18 protein-coding genes, 1 riboswitch and 1 other annotated feature (1 of these 20 cut by a window edge) are annotated in these 19,378 nt (G+C 44.5%); of the genes, 6 read left to right on the plus strand and 12 right to left on the minus strand.

Annotated elements, in window-relative coordinates; all coding sequences use genetic code 11:
• Positions 1–126: a sequence feature (His leader region), on the minus strand; it reaches 10 nt to the left of the window's first position.
• Between the two features lie 190 nt (positions 127–316).
• Positions 317–1,909, minus strand: coding sequence for a Na+/H+ antiporter NhaC family protein (locus AB4249_RS02675; protein WP_372102280.1), 1,593 nt, complete (start codon positions 1,907–1,909; stop codon positions 317–319).
• 112 nt (positions 1,910–2,021) lie between these two features.
• Positions 2,022–2,199: riboswitch (Lysine riboswitch) on the minus strand.
• Positions 2,200–2,563: 364 nt separating this feature from the next.
• On the opposite strand from AB4249_RS02675, the gene AB4249_RS02680 reads away from it, so the two are divergent.
• The gene (locus AB4249_RS02680; RefSeq protein WP_017060262.1) at positions 2,564–2,974 is read left to right on the plus strand and encodes an H-NS family nucleoid-associated regulatory protein; all 411 of its coding nucleotides are present in this window, start codon (positions 2,564–2,566) and stop codon (positions 2,972–2,974) included.
• A gap of 194 nt (positions 2,975–3,168) precedes the next feature.
• Here the strand turns inward: AB4249_RS02680 and AB4249_RS02685 are convergent, their stop codons facing one another.
• Positions 3,169–4,473 carry an inosine/guanosine kinase gene (locus AB4249_RS02685; protein ID WP_017060261.1) on the minus strand — a complete coding sequence of 435 codons (1,305 nt, stop codon included), beginning with the start codon at positions 4,471–4,473 and terminating at the stop codon, positions 3,169–3,171.
• 102 nt (positions 4,474–4,575) lie between these two features.
• Positions 4,576–4,845 (minus strand): hypothetical protein, encoded by a 270-nt coding sequence (locus AB4249_RS02690; RefSeq protein ID WP_010439986.1) that lies wholly within the window; start codon positions 4,843–4,845, stop codon positions 4,576–4,578.
• Between the two features lie 204 nt (positions 4,846–5,049).
• Here AB4249_RS02690 and mnmA point away from each other — a divergent pair, with 204 nt between their 5' ends.
• The 3 genes from mnmA to purB all read left to right on the plus strand — a co-directional run bounded on the left by mnmA (position 5,050) and on the right by purB (position 8,361).
• Positions 5,050–6,186, plus strand: a complete 1,137-nt coding sequence (mnmA, locus tag AB4249_RS02695) for a tRNA 2-thiouridine(34) synthase MnmA (RefSeq protein WP_017060260.1) — start codon at positions 5,050–5,052, stop codon at positions 6,184–6,186.
• Between the two features lie 43 nt (positions 6,187–6,229).
• Complete coding sequence (gene hflD / locus AB4249_RS02700; protein WP_017060259.1) at positions 6,230–6,847, plus strand: high frequency lysogenization protein HflD; 618 nt, start codon at positions 6,230–6,232, stop codon at positions 6,845–6,847.
• Between the two features lie 143 nt (positions 6,848–6,990).
• Entirely contained in the window at positions 6,991–8,361 is a 1,371-nt protein-coding gene (gene purB, locus AB4249_RS02705; protein ID WP_017065316.1) for an adenylosuccinate lyase, read from the plus strand.
• 314 nt (positions 8,362–8,675) lie between these two features.
• Here purB and htpX read toward each other — a convergent pair whose 3' ends face one another.
• Complete coding sequence (gene htpX, locus AB4249_RS02710; RefSeq protein ID WP_029235495.1) at positions 8,676–9,539, minus strand: protease HtpX; 864 nt, start codon at positions 9,537–9,539, stop codon at positions 8,676–8,678.
• Between the two features lie 277 nt (positions 9,540–9,816).
• Between htpX and AB4249_RS02715 the strand changes: the two genes are divergently transcribed.
• Positions 9,817–9,984 (plus strand): hypothetical protein, encoded by a 168-nt coding sequence (locus tag AB4249_RS02715; protein ID WP_017060256.1) that lies wholly within the window; start codon positions 9,817–9,819, stop codon positions 9,982–9,984.
• 114 nt (positions 9,985–10,098) lie between these two features.
• On the opposite strand, the gene bioD is transcribed toward AB4249_RS02715, so the two are convergent.
• Genes bioD through bioB form a run of 4 tightly spaced genes read right to left on the minus strand, consistent with a single transcriptional unit; the run spans position 10,099 to position 13,833 of the window.
• The gene (bioD, locus tag AB4249_RS02720; RefSeq protein ID WP_372102281.1) at positions 10,099–10,782 is read right to left on the minus strand and encodes a dethiobiotin synthase; all 684 of its coding nucleotides are present in this window, start codon (positions 10,780–10,782) and stop codon (positions 10,099–10,101) included.
• Positions 10,779–11,582, minus strand: a complete 804-nt coding sequence (gene bioC, locus AB4249_RS02725; RefSeq protein ID WP_017060254.1) for a malonyl-ACP O-methyltransferase BioC — start codon at positions 11,580–11,582, stop codon at positions 10,779–10,781. The genes bioD and bioC overlap by 4 nt, the downstream gene beginning before the upstream one ends.
• Positions 11,583–12,794, minus strand: a complete 1,212-nt coding sequence (bioF, locus tag AB4249_RS02730; protein ID WP_372102316.1) for an 8-amino-7-oxononanoate synthase — start codon at positions 12,792–12,794, stop codon at positions 11,583–11,585.
• Positions 12,781–13,833 carry a biotin synthase BioB gene (gene bioB, locus AB4249_RS02735; RefSeq protein WP_016792500.1) on the minus strand — a complete coding sequence of 351 codons (1,053 nt, stop codon included), beginning with the start codon at positions 13,831–13,833 and terminating at the stop codon, positions 12,781–12,783. The genes bioF and bioB overlap by 14 nt, the downstream gene beginning before the upstream one ends.
• Positions 13,834–13,992: 159 nt before the next feature.
• Between bioB and bioA the strand changes: the two genes are divergently transcribed.
• A complete protein-coding gene (bioA, locus tag AB4249_RS02740; RefSeq protein WP_372102282.1) occupies positions 13,993–15,270 on the plus strand; it encodes an adenosylmethionine--8-amino-7-oxononanoate transaminase in 1,278 nt (425 codons plus the stop codon).
• A 104-nt stretch (positions 15,271–15,374) separates the two neighbouring features.
• Here the strand turns inward: bioA and AB4249_RS02745 are convergent, their stop codons facing one another.
• The 4 genes from AB4249_RS02745 to lolA all read right to left on the minus strand — a co-directional run bounded on the left by AB4249_RS02745 (position 15,375) and on the right by lolA (position 19,329).
• Positions 15,375–15,641 (minus strand): DksA/TraR family C4-type zinc finger protein, encoded by a 267-nt coding sequence (locus AB4249_RS02745; RefSeq protein ID WP_372102283.1) that lies wholly within the window; start codon positions 15,639–15,641, stop codon positions 15,375–15,377.
• A 221-nt stretch (positions 15,642–15,862) separates the two neighbouring features.
• Positions 15,863–17,170, minus strand: a complete 1,308-nt coding sequence (gene serS / locus AB4249_RS02750) for a serine--tRNA ligase (RefSeq protein ID WP_372102284.1) — start codon at positions 17,168–17,170, stop codon at positions 15,863–15,865.
• Positions 17,171–17,312: 142 nt separating this feature from the next.
• A complete protein-coding gene (locus AB4249_RS02755; protein ID WP_017060249.1) occupies positions 17,313–18,668 on the minus strand; it encodes a replication-associated recombination protein A in 1,356 nt (451 codons plus the stop codon).
• A 64-nt stretch (positions 18,669–18,732) separates the two neighbouring features.
• On the minus strand, positions 18,733–19,329 hold the full coding sequence (gene lolA, locus AB4249_RS02760; RefSeq protein WP_017060248.1) for an outer membrane lipoprotein chaperone LolA: 597 nt from the start codon (positions 19,327–19,329) through the stop codon (positions 18,733–18,735).
• Between the last annotated feature and the right edge of the window lie 49 nt (positions 19,330–19,378).

The following is a 19,378-nucleotide window of genomic DNA, read 5'->3' on the forward strand; positions in this document are numbered from 1 at the left end:
CCTCGGGGACTTTGTCATCCCGAGGGTTTAAATCTAAATTCTTTTGACTTAACCTCCGGGAGTAATCTTGCTCCCGGGTATACGTAAATCTCCCCGAAAGACTAGATAGGGTGATGATGGTGATGAATGTTCATTACTAATTTACGCATACTTATCAGCTCTTAGGTTGTTTGCTGTCTTGTCTCCACACTAACTAAGCTGACATCCTTTTTCAACCATTTATTCGAACTTTTTTCACGAAACTTAAAATTAAATTAACAGGCACAAAAAAGGGAGGCAAACGCCTCCCTGATAGTTTACTGATTAACTTTCAATTTTAGCTTTTGCACGTCGCCATTTTGCAGCGAGAGAAGTAAGCCAATGCAAAACATACAGCAACAAACGTTAGAGACGCTGCGCCAAATGCGATGCCAATTGAAGATGTCATACCTAGAGTGATGAAACCAATGCACGATACGAACGCTACAGACAACGCGTATGGAAGCTGAGTCGAGACGTGGTCGATGTGGTTACAACGAGCACCAGTAGAAGACAGAATCGTCGTATCAGAGATTGGAGAACAGTGGTCACCAAATACTGCACCCGCTAGAACCGCACTTAACATAGGAAGAATCAGTGCGATATCCGATGCTGCAGCCATGTCACCTGCGATAGGTAGCATGATACCGAACGTACCCCATGAAGTACCTGTAGAGAACGCCATAACGCCCGCTAGAAGGAACAAGATAACTGGTAGCCAGTGGTAATCGATGCTGCCCGTTACTAGAGATGATAGGTACGAACCTGTTTTCATGTCGCCGATTACAGAACCGATAGTCCATGCGAATACAAGGATTAGGATTGCGCCAAACATAGAGCTTGCACCAATCCACATTGTTCTTGCGATATCGGCCATAGATAGCTTTTGCTTGAATACTGTCGCTAGTGCTACTAGTAAGCCGATAACACCACCGTAAACAAGAGATTTACCAACATCTGTATTTTCGAATGCACCAAGTAGGTTGAATGCTTGGCCATCAGCAGCCAGCGCTTGGCCGCCTGTGTAAAGCATTGCAGCCACTGTCGCTACAATTAGCGATACGATTGGCATAACAAGATCAGAAACTGAACCGTTTTCGCTCTCTTCGATATCTAACTCTTCGTTTAGATCGTGAGCTTGCTTTTGATCGTTGTCACCTTCAAAGCCACGGCCTTGAGATGCTTCGATCTCATGCTCACGCATCTTACCAACGTCTAGACCGAACCATGCTACTGCGAACACCATTAGTAGTGCGAATACAGCGTAGAAGTTCATTGGGATAAGACGAACGTAAGCACCCAGTGCAGAATACTCTGTCACACCGTGTGTCACTAAGATGCCACCAATGATCGTGATGATGTAAGCACCCCAGCTAGAAGCAGGCATGATCACACACATAGGAGCCGCAGTTGAATCTAGGATATAAGCAAGCTTAGCGCGAGATACATAGAAGCGGTCTGTTACAGGACGAGAGATAGCACCAACCGCTAGGCTGTTAAAGTAGTCATCAACAAAGATGAATACACCTAAGAAAGCAGCAAGTAGTTTTGAACCACGTTTGCTCTTAACGCGAGACTGTGCCCACTCCGCGAATGCGCGAGTACCGCCAGACAGTGTTAATAATGCCGTTGTCATTCCAAGAATAATTAGGAATGCAATGATGCTCATGTTCCAAGTGTTGATGCCACCATCTTCGATGAAAACACCAGATGCTTTAGTAAACACGTAACTAGCTGCGTTACCTACTGAGTAGTCAGCAAGTAGAATCGCACCCATGATGATACCGACACCCAAAGAAACCAATACACGGCGGGTAACAATAGCAAGGCTCAAAGCCACAAGGGGCGGAAGCAAAGATAAAGGTGATGTTGCAAAATCTATTAAATTCATGATCTTCAAAAACCAGTTTTTTATTTGGCTAGAGATCTACTGCAGACAAACTTGATACGGCTGACCAAGCTCATGTTGAACTAAGCGAAAGGGAAGTGAACACTTCACCCAACCCTACAGTAGCGCTCCATAGTTTAAAATTAAGACTATGGCAGTGTTGTACCTATTGAGCACAACCCCAGCAAATTGCTTAGATATACAATTTACTTCGGCAATTACACCTTTCATTCCCGTTCATTGGCATCACCCCAACGGAAGTTACTTTTTATAATTGCACCTCTACGTGCGATAACATTATTAACCGTGTAAACCAGAGTTTAACAACAAATTAACTAATACCTCGCATCAGGTAGCCGCAATTGTACTCATCAAGAGCAACAATGCAACATATCATTCCGAGAAAAATAGCTTTTTGCTAATGAACTAATCAATAAGAGAATAGTCTACATAAGTTCACTACTCCACCAGTCACATATCATTTTTTAAGATAATCTTAATAATTATTATAAATTCGATAGAAATACAGCTCTGAATTTTCAACTATTCATCTCACTTTTATATTTAAATATGTAATAGAAGAAATACTATTTGTTTTATTCCTAGGCTCTGTTTATTATTAGGAAGATTATTTAGTTTACCTTGATGGAAAATATCATGTCTGAATTAACAAAAACTCTATTAAATATCCGCAGCCTTCGTGCGTTCTCACGTGAATTAACTCTTGAGCAACTTGAAGAAGCGCTAGACAAGCTGACTATTGTTGTACAAGAGCGTCAAGAGTCTGAAGCTGAAGAGCGTGCTGCTAAAGCAGAGCAAGAAGCTAAGCTTTCTGCTATTGCTGAACAAATTGCAAAAGACGGAATTGATGTTGCCGATCTTATTGCTGCACTTTCTGGTGAAGCAAAATCTAAAACAACAAAAGCTAAACGCGCTCCTCGCCCAGCGAAATACAAATACGTAGACGCAAACGGCGACGAGAAGACTTGGACAGGTCAAGGCCGTACGCCTTCAGCTATCCAAGAACAGCTAGATGCTGGTAAATCTCTAGAAGAGTTTGCTATCTAAACATTTAGTTTACTTAGTGAGTAATCAATTACACGCTAAGCGATAGAATTAATATTTAAGTCGACCAAAGTATTATTTACGACTTCAATATATTCAGAAACAAAAAAGGCTCCTTTCGGAGCCTTTTTTATATTTGTACTATCAGTATTAGAAACCAACTGATACTGATAGTACTACTGATTAAAGAAAGTAACTTATCTTTCCCAGTACGCTTCTTCTAGGCTATCTTCTCTTTCAGGAAGGCCACGAGATAAACGTGGAGAGTGTTGAACCAACACTTCATAGCTAGCACGGTTAGAATATTTACAAACTTGTGAGAACGAAGAGTACGTCAAGAATGAATGTTGGTGTTTACTTGAGTTTGGCACGTTTTCTTTGTGGTACTTATTAGCAGCCATATCATGTAATAAAGCTGATAACGCAGCATCACCTGCACCATTGGTATTTTTGATCTTTTCTGGTCCACCCATGTATGGCGCAATGTGCGAATACACTTTAGTTGGGTTTTCACATAAATCTTTATGCGCAGGACGGCTAAATTCAAAACGGTTGAATTCCGCAATTGAACCTGGAAGTAAAGGCAGTGACGTTTCACGCTTAGCTGCATCTTCTGTATAACCAGCCATAAATAGGCCAACAGGTCCCGCAGTACATAGAACAAGGTCTACCCAGTCTAGCGCTTTATCTGATGCAGCCAGTGGATCGCTTTCACCCGTTAACGCTTCAGCTTCGTCTTCATTCATTGCAACAACCGTTACGTGTTGCTCAAGGAAATCTTTCCAGAATTCTGGATCATCTTGAATAACGAACTTAGTACCTAGTGTAAGAACGACTGGCACATCGTATTTCTTCGCGTATTCGATCGCTTTCATTGTTGCTTCAGGCATCGGGTCGCCTGGCTTACAGCGAACTAAATAAGCCGTTAAAACTAAAGCAGAAGCACTTTTGAATATTTTTTCAGGAATGCTTTCTGGTTTTAATTGGTTCATTTGTCCTTCGCTAATTGCGAAAGTACGTTCACCGTCTTCTGTAATTAATGCAAAGCAGCGACCAATTGCGCCATCTACCCCTTGTAAATGGTTCAGATCCATTCTGCTTGATGTATTACATAAATAGCGATAACCGTAACTACCAATCTTAATATCTTGGCTCATTACACCTAACAGTGTAGAACGGTCATCCGCTAGCACTGAATAGTTGTGTAATGTGTTACCAATTGTGCCACCAGCGTATTCATTGGTAATCAGGCACTGCTCTTTTAATTCTTGATACAAAGATTCAGCGGCTGCGTCGCCAATAACCAGTGAATGTCCCTTGCTCAAACCATACTTCTCAATAAGTTCAGAACTCACCTTTGCTTCAATATCCACCAATGTTTGGTCAATACCGATAATATGAGTGCGTGACATTCTTTTACTGCTTTGAGCTTGGCTCACTAGAGGATCACGAGCGTGAACCGGAAAGTAGTGCTTTGATTTACGTTGTCCAGGGAATTTCATAAGGCTAGTCTAAGTCAAGGGGAAATAGGTGGCGGATTCTACCGCGCTATATTTAACGCGGCAATCTTTCAAACTATAGCAAACGTTTGCTGAAGGTTTTTTTTATTCGCCTTCCATAAAGCTTAAATCAGGCAGCATGCCCAAATGCTCCGCGTAACGTTTTTGATTAAACTCCGCGCCGTTTTTCATAACGTCAAATACTTCAATTGCCAGTGCACATGCCATAGCCGCAATTGCTTCTTCACGTGGAGTGCCTGTCATCATTAAACGCATCAACGTCTCTTTCACTTTCACTGGTTCGCCATCTTCAAGCTGGTTCTCGATGATCTCAATCAGCTCTTCTTCTTGCATAAATTCATTTTGTTCAGACATTTTTTTATCTCAGGTCTTGGATTTCGAGCGACTATGCCACATATACTTCTGACATCCTAGCGACTCACCTCGCTCTCATGCGATTCTCTAACAAAGTCAGCGCACTATTTGTGCAAATGAAACTGTGATTCCGGTCTCGGATCTGTCACGGCGTTTCTCTTTCTGTTAGAATCTGCGACCAAGTAATAGTAACGGTGTTTAGACATGTCAGATATCAGCTCTGGAAACAGCGAAAAGAAAGTAATTGTCGGTATGTCCGGCGGTGTAGATTCGTCAGTATCGGCGTATCTTCTTCAGCAACAAGGCTATCAGGTAGAAGGCCTTTTCATGAAAAACTGGGAAGAAGACGATAACGAAGAATACTGCACGGCAGCTGAAGATCTTGCTGATGCTCAAGCGGTATGTGACAAACTAGGTATCCACCTTCACACTATCAACTTTGCTGCAGAATACTGGGACAACGTATTCGAATACTTCCTTGAAGAGTACAAAGCAGGTCGTACACCTAACCCAGATATTCTTTGTAACAAAGAAATCAAATTTAAAGCATTCTTAGAGTTTGCGGATGAAGTGCTAGACGCAGACTACATTGCGATGGGTCACTACGTTCGTCGTACTTTCCCAACTCAAGAAGAGCTTGATGCTGGCGTAAAACCAGAAATGCTACGCGGTCTAGACAGCAACAAAGACCAAAGTTATTTCCTATACACGCTAAGCTCAGATCAAGTGGCACGCAGCCTATTCCCTGTCGGTGAATTAGAGAAGCCAGAAGTGCGACGTATTGCTGAAGAGCAAGACTTGATCACAGCTAAGAAGAAAGATTCAACAGGCATCTGCTTTATCGGTGAGCGCAAGTTCACTGAGTTCCTAGGCAAATACCTACCAGCACAACCGGGTAACATCGAAACACCTGAAGGCCAAGTGATTGGTCAACACCAAGGTTTGATGTACCACACGCTAGGTCAGCGTAAAGGCCTTCATATTGGCGGCACTAAAGGTGGTGGCGGTAACGAAGAACCATGGTTTGTTGGTGAAAAAGACCTTAAGCGTAATGTACTTATCGCAGTACAAGGTAAAGACCACCCTCTTCTGAAATCAGAAGGCTTGATCGCATCTCAACTTCATTGGGTAAATCGCACACCAATTACTGAAGTTATGACATGCACGGTAAAAACACGTTACCGTCAAACAGATATTCCTTGTACAATCATCCCAATTGATGATGAGAACATTAAGGTTATTTTTGATGAGCCACAAATCGCAGTGACCCCAGGTCAATCTGCAGTGTTCTACCAAGGCGAAGTATGTCTTGGTGGTGGTATCATCGAAAAGCGCATCTAATCAATCAAACGACAAACGATAGAAGACAACTAGGAGTTACTACGTGGCTAATACACTTTATGACCGTACTATTGCTTTCGCCGGAATTTGCCAAGCTGTGGCTTTGGTTCAACAAGTAGCGAAAGACGGCCATTGTGATAAAGATGCCTTTGAAGCTTCACTCAGTGCCATTTTAAATACCAACCCATCGAATACCGTGGGCGTATTTGGACGTGAAGCGAACCTAAAGCTTGGCCTTGAGTGCTTAGTAAAAGGTATCGATAGTACTCCAGCAGGTAGCGATATCACGCGTTACATCATCAGCTTGATGGCGCTTGAGCGTAAGCTGTCTTCTCGCAACGACTCTATGTCTCAGCTTGGTGACCGCATTCAAACTGCAGAGCGCCAAACTGAACACTTTGATCTGTTTGACGAGCAAATGATCAGCAACCTTGCAAGTATCTACCTTGATGTCGTCAGCCCTATCGGCCCTCGCATTCAGGTTTCTGGTACTCCGTCTGTACTTCAGCAGACATCGAGCCAACATAAGGTTCGCGCACTGCTTCTATCAGGGATTCGAAGCGCTGTGTTATGGCGTCAAGTTGGCGGTAAACGTCGCCACCTTATCTTCGGTCGTAAGAAGATGATCGAGCAGGCTCAAATCCTACTAGCTCGAATGTAGTTTATTAGCTCGCGCCCCGTCGCGAGCTTGTTTTTTGTATCAACACAACTCTCACGCAAACGATTGCGCAATGTGCGTGACAATTGAGATTGTTACTGGTATAAACCTCTCAAAATTTAGAAAACTCAATTCAGGAGAACACCATGGAACTGTCAGCATTGACTGCTGTTTCACCAGTAGACGGCCGTTACGGAAGTAAGACTATTGCATTACGCAGCATCTTTAGTGAGTTTGGACTACTAAAGTACCGCTCTATCGTTGAAATTCGTTGGTTACAAAAGCTTGCAGCAACTGATGCAATCAAAGAAGTACCAGCGTTCAGTGCAGAAGCTAACCAGTTTCTTGATGAACTAGCCGCTAACTTCAGCGAAGAAGATGCTCTACGTATCAAAGAGATCGAGCGCACGACTAACCACGACGTTAAAGCGGTTGAGTACTTCTTGAAAGAGAAAGTTGCTGGCGTTCCTGAACTTCACGCTGTAAACGAATTTATTCACTTTGCATGTACTTCTGAAGACATCAACAACACCTCTCACGCGCTTATGCTTAAAGAAGCTCGTGACACAGTGATTCTTCCAGAAATCCGTAACGTAATTGATGCTATCAAAGCACTTGCGAACGAGTACCGTGATATTCCATTACTGTCTCGTACACACGGTCAGCCAGCTTCTCCTTCTACTATGGGTAAAGAGATGGCTAACGTTGCGTACCGTATGGAACGTCAATACAAGCAAATCGAAAACGTTGAGATCCTAGCGAAAATCAACGGTGCTGTAGGTAACTACAACGCACACCTTTCTGCATACCCAGAAGTTGAATGGCACCAGTTTAGCGAAGAGTTCATCACTGAATCTCTTGGCGTAACTTGGAACCCGTACACAACTCAAATCGAACCTCACGATTACATCGCTGAGCTATTCGATGCAATTGCTCGTTTCAACACTATCCTTCTAGACTTCGACCGTGACGTTTGGGGCTACATCGCTCTTGGTCACTTCAAGCAGAAGACTATTGCTGGCGAAATCGGTTCTTCGACAATGCCGCATAAAGTTAACCCAATTGACTTCGAAAACTCTGAAGGCAACCTTGGTCTAGCGAACGCAGTATTCAGCCACCTTGCACAAAAACTTCCAGTTTCTCGCTGGCAGCGTGACCTTACTGACTCTACGGTTCTTCGTAACCTAGGTGTGGGTGTTGGCTACGCAATCATTGCATACACTTCGACTCTGAAAGGTATTAGCAAGCTTGAAGTTAACCGCGCTGCGCTACTTGCTGAACTAGACAAGAACTGGGAAGTATTGGCTGAACCAGTACAAACAGTAATGCGTCGTTACGGCATCGAAAAACCATACGAGAAGCTAAAAGAGCTAACTCGTGGTAAACGTGTAGATGGCGAAGGCATGCGTGCATTCATCGATGGTCTTGAGATTCCTGCAGACGAGAAAGTTCGTCTGAAAGAGATGACTCCAGCAAACTACATCGGTCAAGCAATCGAGCTAACTGACAAGCTGTAATATTCGAATTTCGAATCGCAGAATAGACTAAGGCTTCCCATGTGGAAGCCTTTTTGTTGAGCGGAACAAAGTGTATTGAGCACAAGAGACGTCAGCAAAATAATACAAAGCAACCCAGTATCATTACCCTACTCATCTCAATCCGTGCGATATCAACCAATCAATATCGTAATGCTTCATCACCAGTAACCCTCTATCGCCAGACACCTATTCCTCGAATACTTACTGTCTTAGATGCCAAGATCAAAAAAGACCTCCCGAAGGAAGCCTTTCAAATGTATCTTGTCGATTAGCGACTGAAGAATACGTAGCGATTACATGTTACGTAGAGAAGCAATACGCTTGTCTAGCGGCGGGTGGCTCATTAGAAGCTCTGTTAGAGACTTCTTACCGTTGATACCAAATGCCATCATAGAACCTTCTAGTTGTGGCTCATGGCTCACCTTTAGGCGCTCTAGCGCTGCAATCATCTTCTCTTTACCTACTAGGTTCGCTGCACCTGCATCGGCATGGAATTCACGATGACGGCTGTACCACATCGTAATGAAGCTTGCTAAGAAACCAAATACCAGTTCCAGCACCATAGACACACCGAAGTACACCATCATGTTGCTGCCACCCTCTTCTTCGTTGTCATTCGACGCAACAATGTTGGCGATGAAACGAGATAGGAAGATAACGAACGTGTTCACTACACCTTGCATTAACGTCATGGTCACCATGTCGCCGTTTGCGATGTGGCTCACTTCATGCGCTAATACTGCTTCAGCTTCATCACGCGTCATGTTGTGCAGCAGGCCTGTTGATACTGCTACCAATGAATCGTCACGCTTAGCACCTGTCGCGAATGCGTTGATGTCTGGCGAGTCGTAGATCGCCACTGTTGGCATACCAATACCAACTTGTTGAGATTGACGGCTTACCGTCTCCATCAACCAATGTTCTGTTTCGTTACGTGGGCTTTCAATGACCATGCCGCCTACCGAGCGTAGCGCCATTTTCTTCGACATCATTAATGAAATGAATGAGCCGCCAAAACCAAATACCGCAGCCATCACCAATAAACCTGAGAGGCTACCGGGTTGCATACCTGTAACTGCGTATACAACATTAAGAACAACACTTAGTACCAATACAACCGCTAGGTTAGTTGCAAGGAACAACATTACTCGCTTCATTACTTATCTCCGCATGAAAGCTGTTTTTATAAAACTTATTGTTATAGACAAGGCAGACAGCAATAGATTCCAACCTTGAAGACTTATACTTACTTATACATATAGTCTTAGATTAAGAAAACAAGGTTAAGCATTAAATTGCAACATTTGATTACGAGACCATATCCGAATTAAATCCACTCTATTAGACCTAAGTCGTATGGTGTCGATATAACAATCCGTTTACAGTGACTTCAGATGATTTATTGGCTAGTCCATGTACAAAAAGGAAAGGATCATGGTTGAAGGTACTAACACTCAAATGGCTATCGATTTACTGTGCTGTCACCTAGGGATTACTGAAGAAGAAGCGAAAAAGCAGGTTGGAATCCTAACACCGCAAACGGCACAGACAAAAATCACAGAAACTCAGCAAGCTTTAATGGGACTGACTAAAGAACATTAGTTCTAAGCTTGTTTATTAAAAGACCGGTTGTTTATCAACTCAAGGTCTAAAGGCTTAAAATAGCAAAAGGGCTGCAATCGCAGCCCTTTTCTTATTTAGTACATAACGTGGTAATTAAAGCGCAAGCAAAGGCTGCACATCAATGTACTTACCAATGTTTTTAGACTTCGCTTTTGGGACGTAAGGGATTTCACCTAACTTAGGTGCACCTAACTTATCTTCAAGCATCGCAATAATATCTGCGTAGTGCTCAGTACCTGGATTGATACGGTTTGCGACCCAACCTACTAGGTTTAGGCCATCAGCACGAATCGCTTCTGCCGTTAATAGAGCGTGGCTCAAACAACCAAGTTTAATACCCACAGTCAGTACCACTGGCAGTTGCTCTTTTTTAACCCAGCTAGAAAGATATTCATCGTCTGAAACCGGGACTCGCCAACCACCAGCACCTTCAACTAACACGATGTCAGAGTTTTTCTTATGCTCTTCTAGCTTCGCTGATAATACCGACTCATCAATTACAACACCATCATGCTTAGCAGCGATGTGAGGCGATGATGGTAGCAACAACGCGTATGGATTGACGTCTTCGTAAGCAATATCTTGCGTCGCCGCTTCTTGAAGATGCAGTGCATCACTATTACGTAGTCCTTCAGGGGATTTTTCACTCCCTGCAGCAACTGGCTTGTAACCAATTGTTGATAAATCTTGTGCGGCCAAAGCTTGAAGAATCGCTTTTGAAACCACAGTTTTTCCCACTTCGGTATCCGTACCTGCAATGAATAATGCATCAATCATAATTGAATAACCCCTAAACAAACTTGATATGTTGCTGGTAAGAAACCTTGATGGTTCTTAAACTCTCGATATTCCCGATCAACAAGCTGCAACATGCGACGACTTGTTAAACCTTGTGAGCGACCACTTACGTGATTAGCGCCGATACCTTTAAGGTCGCGCATCAGTTCAAACGCAGTGTCGTACCAAACGGTGATGGTGGGCAAGTCTAGTTGATGAACGGTACAGCTAGATTGCGCTAACGCAATTTTTACCTTATTGATTGTAATAAAATGGTTAACGTGTTGATGTGCGTCAATTTTGGACCACGACTTTTTCAGTTCAAACAGCGACCCATCAAGCAAAGTTGAGAAAATAACACGCCCACCAGCCGCTGTAACACGCTTCATCTCTCTCAAAGGCGACGACAAATCGTCACACCATTGCAACGCAAGGCTAGAGAAAACGATGTCAAAGCACCCATCTTCAAACGGCAATTGTTCGGCATCGGCTTGTTGATATAAAGATACAGATGCACCACACCGCTTCTCTGCTGTTGCTAGCATTCCAACAGAAAGATCAGCGCAAACCACTTCGGCGCCTCGTTTTACAAGTTGCTCGGAGAAATAGCCAGTACCACAACCTAGATCCAGCACCTTAAAGCCTGACAGATCGCTGGGTAATTTATCCAGTAATCGGTGGCCAACATCGCGTTGAAATTCAGCGTGTTTGTCATAGGTTGTTGCCGCTTTACCAAAGGCTTCGGCAATCGCACTCTTATCTTGGCCAACGTAATTATGCACTACTGCTTCTTGTGACATTTACTGAGCCTCTTTATTTGATTCAAAGCTTGGATGGATACCCGGTTCAGTGCTTAAGTCGATGTTTCGTTCAATGGCTTGATGCAACGACCTGGTTAACTGGAGAATCTGTTTTGGGCTATGGTTAGCTGTTAACGTGATTCGTAATCGAGCAGTTCCAGCAGGTATGGCTGGCGGCCTTATTGCGGTCACCCAAACTTGGTTTTGCTTTAACTCTTCAGCTATTGATAATGCCGCTTGTGCTTCACCTATCACAAATGGCTTAATCGGAGTCTGAGTATCCACAAAGCCTTTCAAGCCGCTCACCTTCTCTGCATAGAGAGACCCTAACTCAGTCAGCTTTTCTCGGCGCCACTCTTGAGTTTGAGTCATCTTACAGGCATGAGATAAAGCCACCGCTTGTGAAGGTGGCATCGCCGTCGAGTACACATGATGACGAGCAAACTGAGTTAAGTAATCACCCACTTCTGACGAACAAAGAATCGCAGCACCAGAAACGCCAAATGCTTTGCCAAAGGTCACCACCAAAATATCGGGGGAGATTTGTGCTGCACTGCAACTCCCAGCTCCTTTATCACCTAATACGCCGATACCGTGGGCATCATCAACCGCCAACCAACTGTCGTATTGATGAGTCAGGTTAGATATCTGGCTGAGAGGCGCTTGATCGCCGTCCATGCTGAATACGCCCTCAGTGACGACCAAGGATTGTAGAGATCGGCTTAATAGAGACTCTAGATGCTGCGTGTCGTTGTGTTTAAAGCGTTTCATGGTTGCATGAGAAAGCATCCCCGCTTCCATCAAAGAGGCGTGATTAAGCTTGTCTTGCAGCAGAGAGTCGTCTTTTTCGAGCAGAGAAAACAACAAGGCTTGGTTCGCACTGAAACCAGAACTAAAGAGAATCGCACGTTCAAAGCCCAACCATTCACACAGCTGAGCTTCTAAATTTCTATGAGCAGGACTAAAACCCGTGACCAATGGCGATGCCGCACTGCCAGCACCATAAAGGGAAAGCCCAGCTTGCCACGCCTCCACCAATTCAGGGTCGTTCGCCAAGCCTAGGTAATCATTACTCGAAAAATTAATAAAGCGAGAACCTTCGCAATTAAGCAAAGGACCATTACTGTTTTCGAGCACTTTAAGTTGACGAGTTAGCCCCTGCTCACGGCGTTGAACAAGGGCATCTTTGATACGGGATTTAAACAGTGGCATCGTAGAACATGTCATCTTTCGTTGGACGAGCAGCAACGCGCTCCACTACTTGATCTAACAGTTCGTTTTCTTGAATTTCATCAGGCTTCTGAGCCACTTGTTGGCTGTTGATGCCTAACTTCTTAAACAGCTGCATGTCCGTGTCTTCATCTGGGTTTGGCGTAGTCAGTAGCTTACAACCGTAGAAGATAGAGTTCGCGCCAGCCATGAAGCACATCGCCTGCATCTGTTCATTCATATTCTCGCGACCTGCAGATAGACGAACCGCTGACATTGGCATCATGATACGAGCAATCGCAATCAACTTAATGAAGTCAAAAGATTCAACATCATCGACGTTTTCCATCGGTGTGCCTTTCACTTTCACGAGCATGTTGATTGGCACACTCTCAGGGTGTACCGGAAGGTTCGCTAGCTCTACCAGCAGGCCTGCACGGTCATTGGTACTTTCGCCCATACCAATAATGCCACCAGAACAGATCTTCATACCGGCATCACGTACGTGAGATAGCGTATCTAAACGATCTTGGTAAGTACGAGTGGTGATGATGCTGCCGTAAAACTCGGGAGACGTATCAAGGTTATGGTTGTAGTAATCCAAGCCTGCATCCGCTAACTCGCCAGCTTGATCAGGGGTTAACATGCCTAGTGTCATACAGGTTTCTAGACCCATACCTTTCACACCTTTGATCATATCAGTCAAGTGAGGCATATCGCGTTCTTTCGGGTTTTTCCACGCCGCGCCCATACAGAAACGAGTCGAGCCCGCGTTCTTGGCTTTTTGCGCCGCATCCAAAACACGCTCTACTTCCATTAGGCGTTCTTTGTCGACATCCGTTCGGTAGTGAGCACTTTGAGGACAATACTTACAGTCTTCAGGACAAGCACCAGTCTTAATCGATAGAAGCGTACTCACCTGCACGTGGTTGTGCTCTTGGTACTGTCTATGAACCACTTGAGCTTCAAACATTAAATCCATAAACGGTTTTTCAAGCAGTGCTGTTACTTCAGCAACTGTCCAGTCATGACGAACTTCCACGTGTCGATCCTTTTTTATTATTTGATGTTTCATCTCTATCAATAGAGATTGCATTTATGCTTGGCTAGTCTACCGACAAGCTTTAGACTGTCAACACATTGATAATATCAAAAGTTTACATCTGGTTATTTTGTAACCGCACCAAGAATGGAAGTTACTATGGATCTCGCCTTTGATCGCCAGCATATCTGGCATCCCTACACATCAACGTTAACACCTCTGACCTGCTACCCAGTCACCAACGCAGACGGTGTTTACCTAGAATTAGAAGGCGGAAAACGAATTATTGATGGTATGTCATCTTGGTGGTCAACCATCCACGGCTACAATCATCCAGAGCTAAACGCTGCAGCTCATAGTCAAATCGATAAGGTTTCACACGTTATGTTTGGTGGCATCACCCACCAGCCCGCTATCGATTTATGTAAGAAGTTGTTAAAACTTGCGCCAAGTAATCTAGAGCACGTATTCTTGGCCGATTCAGGTTCAGTGGCCGTGGAAGTTAGCCTTAAGATGGCACTGCAGTACTGGCATGCTAAAGGGCAACCTCGTTCAAAGTTCCTAACGCTAAGAGATGGTTACCACGGCGATACCTTCGCGGCAATGTCGGTGACCGATCCAGATAACTCGATGCACAGCCTCTACAAAGGCTTTTTGCCTGAGCACATTTTCGCTGATTCGCCAAAAACCGGCTTTTGGGATGAGTGGAATTCAAGTGACATCAATAGCTTTCGAGAGAAACTCACAGCCCATCATGAAGAGGTTGCCGCCGTAATCTTAGAGCCTATCGTTCAAGGCGCTGGCGGCATGCGCATCTACCACCTTGAGTTCCTAAAACAAGTTCGCTTGCTGTGTGATGAATTCAACGTATTACTTATCTTGGATGAGATTGCGACCGGATTTGGCCGAACAGGCAAACTGTTCGCCTGTGAGCATGCCGATGTTCAACCAGATATCTTATGCGTTGGAAAGGCGTTAACTGGCGGCTATATGACGCTGTCAGCGACGCTTGCGAGCAAAGAAGTCGCAGACACCGTATGTGGCGGTGAAGCGGGGTGTTTTATGCACGGGCCAACCTTTATGGGCAACCCTTTAGCTTGTGCTGTGGGTGCAGCAAGTTTATCCATCATCGAGCAAGGCCATTGGAAAAATCAGACTCAACAGATTGAACAACTCTTTTCTGAGTTGCTACCACCGTTGCGAGAGCATGATCTTGTCAAAGACGTTCGTTGGTTAGGCGCTATTGGCGTTGTTGAAACACATACACCTGTCGATATGGAAACCATTCAAGCGCACTTTGTAGAGCAAGGTGTTTGGATCCGTCCTTTTGGTAAGTTAATTTATATGATGCCTCCGTTCATTAGCAAGCCTGAGCACATCGAGAAACTTGTTTCCGCTATTAATTGCGCATTAAAAGATCGCCACTGCTTTAAATAGAAGACAAAGCTATTACCTCTCCTTACTGGTTCATTTGCTATCTGCAATATTGAAGTTAAGGAGAGGTGAGTTCATTATTATCGACAATAGAGAACGACCGCCTTCTAACGAAGTTGGCTGTCTTTACTTGCTCTGCGATTGAACAATGAGTGACGATGCGCAACGTGTTCAAATATGGACTGGCATCCAATACAGAAACGCACGCCTTTAATCGCTAGCCGTCTCTTTTCTGATATCTCATCACCGCACTCGTCACAATAATGCAAGCTTTCCCCACTTTGAATGTTCCCTCTTACACGAGAGATCTCATCATCAATGGTATTTTGAATTTGCTGACTGACGCTATCGTCACCTGCCCATCCTACGGCCATAAGTCCTCCTCTGTATTTGCATGAGAAAATTTGTACCTACCGCGGTAAGAGCATATTATAGCCACATTTAAGGATTGTAATAATTATCAAAATCAATAAAACACTATTACACATAGGTAACAAAAATTATTTATTTCTCGCCACTGCACTATTCTATAGGCAATAAAAAACCCAGCCTGTTGGCTGGGTTTTATAAGTAACCTAATGCTTAATCAATCTAATTAACCGATGTGCGTTACGCCGCCCATGTATGGTTGAAGTACTTCTGGGATAGCAATACGGCCATCTGCTTCTTGGTTGTTCTCAAGGATAGCAACCATAGTACGACCAACAGCAAGACCAGAACCGTTTAGTGTGTGTACAAGTTCAGGTTTTTTCTCGCCTTTACGACGGAAACGAGCTTGCATACGACGCGCTTGGAAATCCCACATGTTTGAACAAGAAGAAATCTCACGGTAAGTCTCTTGTGCTGGAACCCATACTTCTAAGTCGTAAGTTTTCGCAGAACCGAAGCCCATGTCACCTGTACATAGAATCACTTTACGGTAAGGAAGCTCTAGAAGTTGAAGTACTTTCTCAGCGTGGCCAGTTAGCTCTTCAAGCGCTGCCATTGAGTCTTCTGGCTTAGTGATTTGTACTAATTCAACTTTATCGAATTGGTGCATACGGATAAGACCACGAGTGTCACGACCGTAAGAACCCGCTTCAGAACGGAAACACGGCGTGTGAGCTGTCATCTTAAGTGGCAGTTCAGCTTCATCAGTGATCGTGTCACGAACCATGTTCGTTACCGGTACTTCCGCAGTAGGGATAAGCGATAAAGTCTTAAGAGGTACGTCACTTACTTGCTCAGTTAGCGGGCTTGTGTGGAACAAGTCTTCGCCGAACTTAGGAAGTTGACCAGTACCGTAAAGGCTATCGTGGTTCACTAGATACGGTACGTACATTTCTGTGTAGCCGTGCTCATCAGTGTGAAGGTCCAGCATGAACTGAGCAATAGCACGGTGTAGACGTGCAAATTTGCCTTTCATCACGATGAAACGAGAACCAGAGATTTTTACTGCGCTAGCAAAATCAAGACCGCCAGACATTTCGCCAAGATCAACGTGATCTTTCACTTCGAAGTCGTAAGTCTTAGGTTGACCCCAACGAGAAACTTCAACGTTATCATCTTCGTCTTTACCTTCTGGCACAGACTCGTCTGGCAGGTTTGGAATAGACATAGTGATTGTTTCTAGATCAGATTGAAGCTCAGCCAGTGCTGCTTTAGCTTGGTCTAGTTCTGCGCCTAAGTTGCCTACTTCAGCAAGGATACGCTCAGCTTCTTCATGGTCGCCTTTTGCTTTCGCTTGACCAATGGACTTCGATCGAGAGTTACGTAACGCTTGTAGCTCTTCAGTTTTCATCTGAAGGGACTTACGTTTTTCTTCAAGTTCACGAATTGTCTCTACATCAAGGGTGAAGCCTCGACGTGCTAATTTTGCCGCTGTTTCATCCAGCTCAGCTCGAAGTAATTTAGAATCCAGCATTGCTAATCCTATGCTTTAGTTATTTGAATATTCAGTAGCTTGCTACTGAATCACTGCTAAACCCCTAAAACTGGTGTTATTTCGACCAATTTATAACGATTTAATTGAAATTTTATGACTAGGTAACGATATCCAAAAAAGACTACTTTTCATAGCGTTTTTGTGGGCTTTTTGCGTCCAAATCCGCCAGATAATCTAGCTTCTCGCCAATTTTGGTCTCTAAGCCTCGTTTTGTTGGGAAATAGTATTGCTTCTCTCCCATTTCAGGAGGCAGATACTTTTCACCAGCGGCGTAGGCTCCTGGTTCGTCATGAGCATAACGGTATTCTTGCCCGTAGCCCATGTCCTTCATCAAAGTTGTCGGTGCATTTCGCAAATGATGCGGCACTTCATATTCAGGAAGATTGTGAGCATCTGTTAACGCTTGCTTCCACGCGGTGTAAACGGCGTTACTCTTTGGTGCACATGCGAGATAAACAACCGCCTGCGCAATCGCACGCTCCCCTTCAGCAGGGCCAATGCGCGTGAAGCAATCCCAAGCCGACATCGCTACCTGCATGGCGCGAGGATCAGCGTTACCGATATCTTCAGAAGCAATCGCCAGCAAGCGTCTAACGATATACAAAGGATCACACCCCGCAGCAATCATTCGTGCTGACCAGTACAAGGCCGCATCAGGGTTTGAGCCACGAATTGACTTATGAACCGCGGAGATTAGGTCGTACCAAATATCACCCTTGTTATCGAAACGAGCGACTTTCTCACCAGCCACTTCAGCCAACAACTGCAAGGTTATCGCTTTCTCGCCTTTATCGTTGTCTTCTGCCATGTCATACAGCAGTTCAAGGTAGTTAAGCGACATACGCGCGTCGCCGTTAACCAGTTCTGCAAGGCGATCTAAAACATTATCAGCAAAATCAACAGGCACATCACCTAAACCACGTTGCTTATCTTCAATCGCTTGGCGAATGACAAGAGAAATATCATCTGTGTTCAGGGACGTCAGTTTGTAGACACGCGCACGTGACAACAAAGCGTTGTTCAGTTCAAAAGATGGGTTTTCTGTCGTCGCACCAATAAAGGTCACGGTGCCATCTTCGATATGAGGCAGAAAAGCATCTTGCTGACTTTTGTTAAAGCGATGGACTTCGTCCACAAACAGGATGGTTCTGCGCCCTGCTTGCTTGTTCTCGCGCGCTTTTTCAATTGCAATACGAATGTCTTTTACGCCCGAGGTTACCGCCGATACGCGTTCCACTTCAGCATTCGCATAGTTTGCTGCAACTTCGGCTAACGTCGTTTTACCGGTGCCCGGAGGCCCCCACAAAATCATCGAGTGGATATGGCCCGCTTCCAACGCTCTGCGAAGTGGTTTACCTGGGCCTAATATATGCTGCTGACCGATGTACTGTTCGACAGTTTCCGGTCTCATACGAGCAGCAAGGGGACGAAAATCTTCGTCCCCCGCAAAATCTAAGCTGTAATTACTCAATTGCAATCTCTTGATTCGTTGATGGCATTAATGCCTATCGACGTACTACCAAACGATCTGCTTGTTTAGATCAGTTTCTTTGGTCGTCGACCTCGACACCTTCCGGTGCCACAAAAGTAAAGCGGTCTGCTGCAGGTTTACCCAAATCAACATTGCTAAAGGTAAACTCACCTTTTTGACCGTCTTGTTCAATCACATTAAAGCCCTGAACAATGCCCTTTTCGGTGATATTAATCTGGAAGTCGCCCTGATTAGAATCGACAGCAGTTGGCGTTAGCGTGAATTGGTTACCCGTTTGCGCCACATTATAGTTATCCCAATCACTTTCTTGGTTACGTGTAAGCAGGACAAAAGGTGTCTGTGATGTCGCTTGCTCTTGCCAATAAATGCTCACTTGCTCAATGAACGGGCTGTAGTACCACAAGCTTTGGCCATCAGATACCAACAAGTTTTCATCAGGGAACGTGGTCTCCCAGCGGAACAGGCTTGGGCGTGCAATCTCTACCGTGCCCTCACCTTCCATAACAACATCACCATCAGGGCTGGTCACGACTTGTTTAAAGTCAGCGCTGAAGCCTGCGTTTAATGCCAAGCGGCTACTCAACTCTTCTTTCGGAGAAGCAAACACTGAGAAGCTCATAAATAAAAGTGCGAATACTTTTTTCATCAATAATCCTGTTAGAACATAAGTCGGTCATATTTTCGATTTGACCGAC

The organism is Vibrio sp. 10N.261.55.F4 (assembly GCF_041470465.1).
In the GTDB taxonomy this organism is placed as follows: Bacteria; Pseudomonadota; Gammaproteobacteria; order Enterobacterales; family Vibrionaceae; genus Vibrio; species Vibrio crassostreae_C.

Bases quoted from the DNA above. Each gene is read 5' to 3' on its own strand.
- htpX (WP_029235495.1), bottom strand. From the start codon at position 9,539: ATGAAGCGAGTAATGTTGTTCCTTGCAACTAACCTAGCGGTTGTATTG.
- AB4249_RS02675 (WP_372102280.1), bottom strand. From the start codon at position 1,909: ATGAATTTAATAGATTTTGCAACATCACCTTTATCTTTGCTTCCGCCC.
- mnmA (WP_017060260.1), top strand. From the start codon at position 5,050: ATGTCAGATATCAGCTCTGGAAACAGCGAAAAGAAAGTAATTGTCGGT.
- bioD (WP_372102281.1), bottom strand. From the start codon at position 10,782: ATGATTGATGCATTATTCATTGCAGGTACGGATACCGAAGTGGGAAAA.
- purB (WP_017065316.1), top strand. From the start codon at position 6,991: ATGGAACTGTCAGCATTGACTGCTGTTTCACCAGTAGACGGCCGTTAC.
- AB4249_RS02715 (WP_017060256.1), top strand. From the start codon at position 9,817: ATGGTTGAAGGTACTAACACTCAAATGGCTATCGATTTACTGTGCTGT.
- AB4249_RS02690 (WP_010439986.1), bottom strand. From the start codon at position 4,845: ATGTCTGAACAAAATGAATTTATGCAAGAAGAAGAGCTGATTGAGATC.
- lolA (WP_017060248.1), bottom strand. From the start codon at position 19,329: ATGAAAAAAGTATTCGCACTTTTATTTATGAGCTTCTCAGTGTTTGCT.
- AB4249_RS02680 (WP_017060262.1), top strand. From the start codon at position 2,564: ATGTCTGAATTAACAAAAACTCTATTAAATATCCGCAGCCTTCGTGCG.
- bioF (WP_372102316.1), bottom strand. From the start codon at position 12,794: ATGCCACTGTTTAAATCCCGTATCAAAGATGCCCTTGTTCAACGCCGT.
- bioC (WP_017060254.1), bottom strand. From the start codon at position 11,582: ATGTCACAAGAAGCAGTAGTGCATAATTACGTTGGCCAAGATAAGAGT.
- AB4249_RS02685 (WP_017060261.1), bottom strand. From the start codon at position 4,473: ATGAAATTCCCTGGACAACGTAAATCAAAGCACTACTTTCCGGTTCAC.
- AB4249_RS02745 (WP_372102283.1), bottom strand. From the start codon at position 15,641: ATGGCCGTAGGATGGGCAGGTGACGATAGCGTCAGTCAGCAAATTCAA.
- serS (WP_372102284.1), bottom strand. From the start codon at position 17,170: ATGCTGGATTCTAAATTACTTCGAGCTGAGCTGGATGAAACAGCGGCA.
- bioA (WP_372102282.1), top strand. From the start codon at position 13,993: ATGGATCTCGCCTTTGATCGCCAGCATATCTGGCATCCCTACACATCA.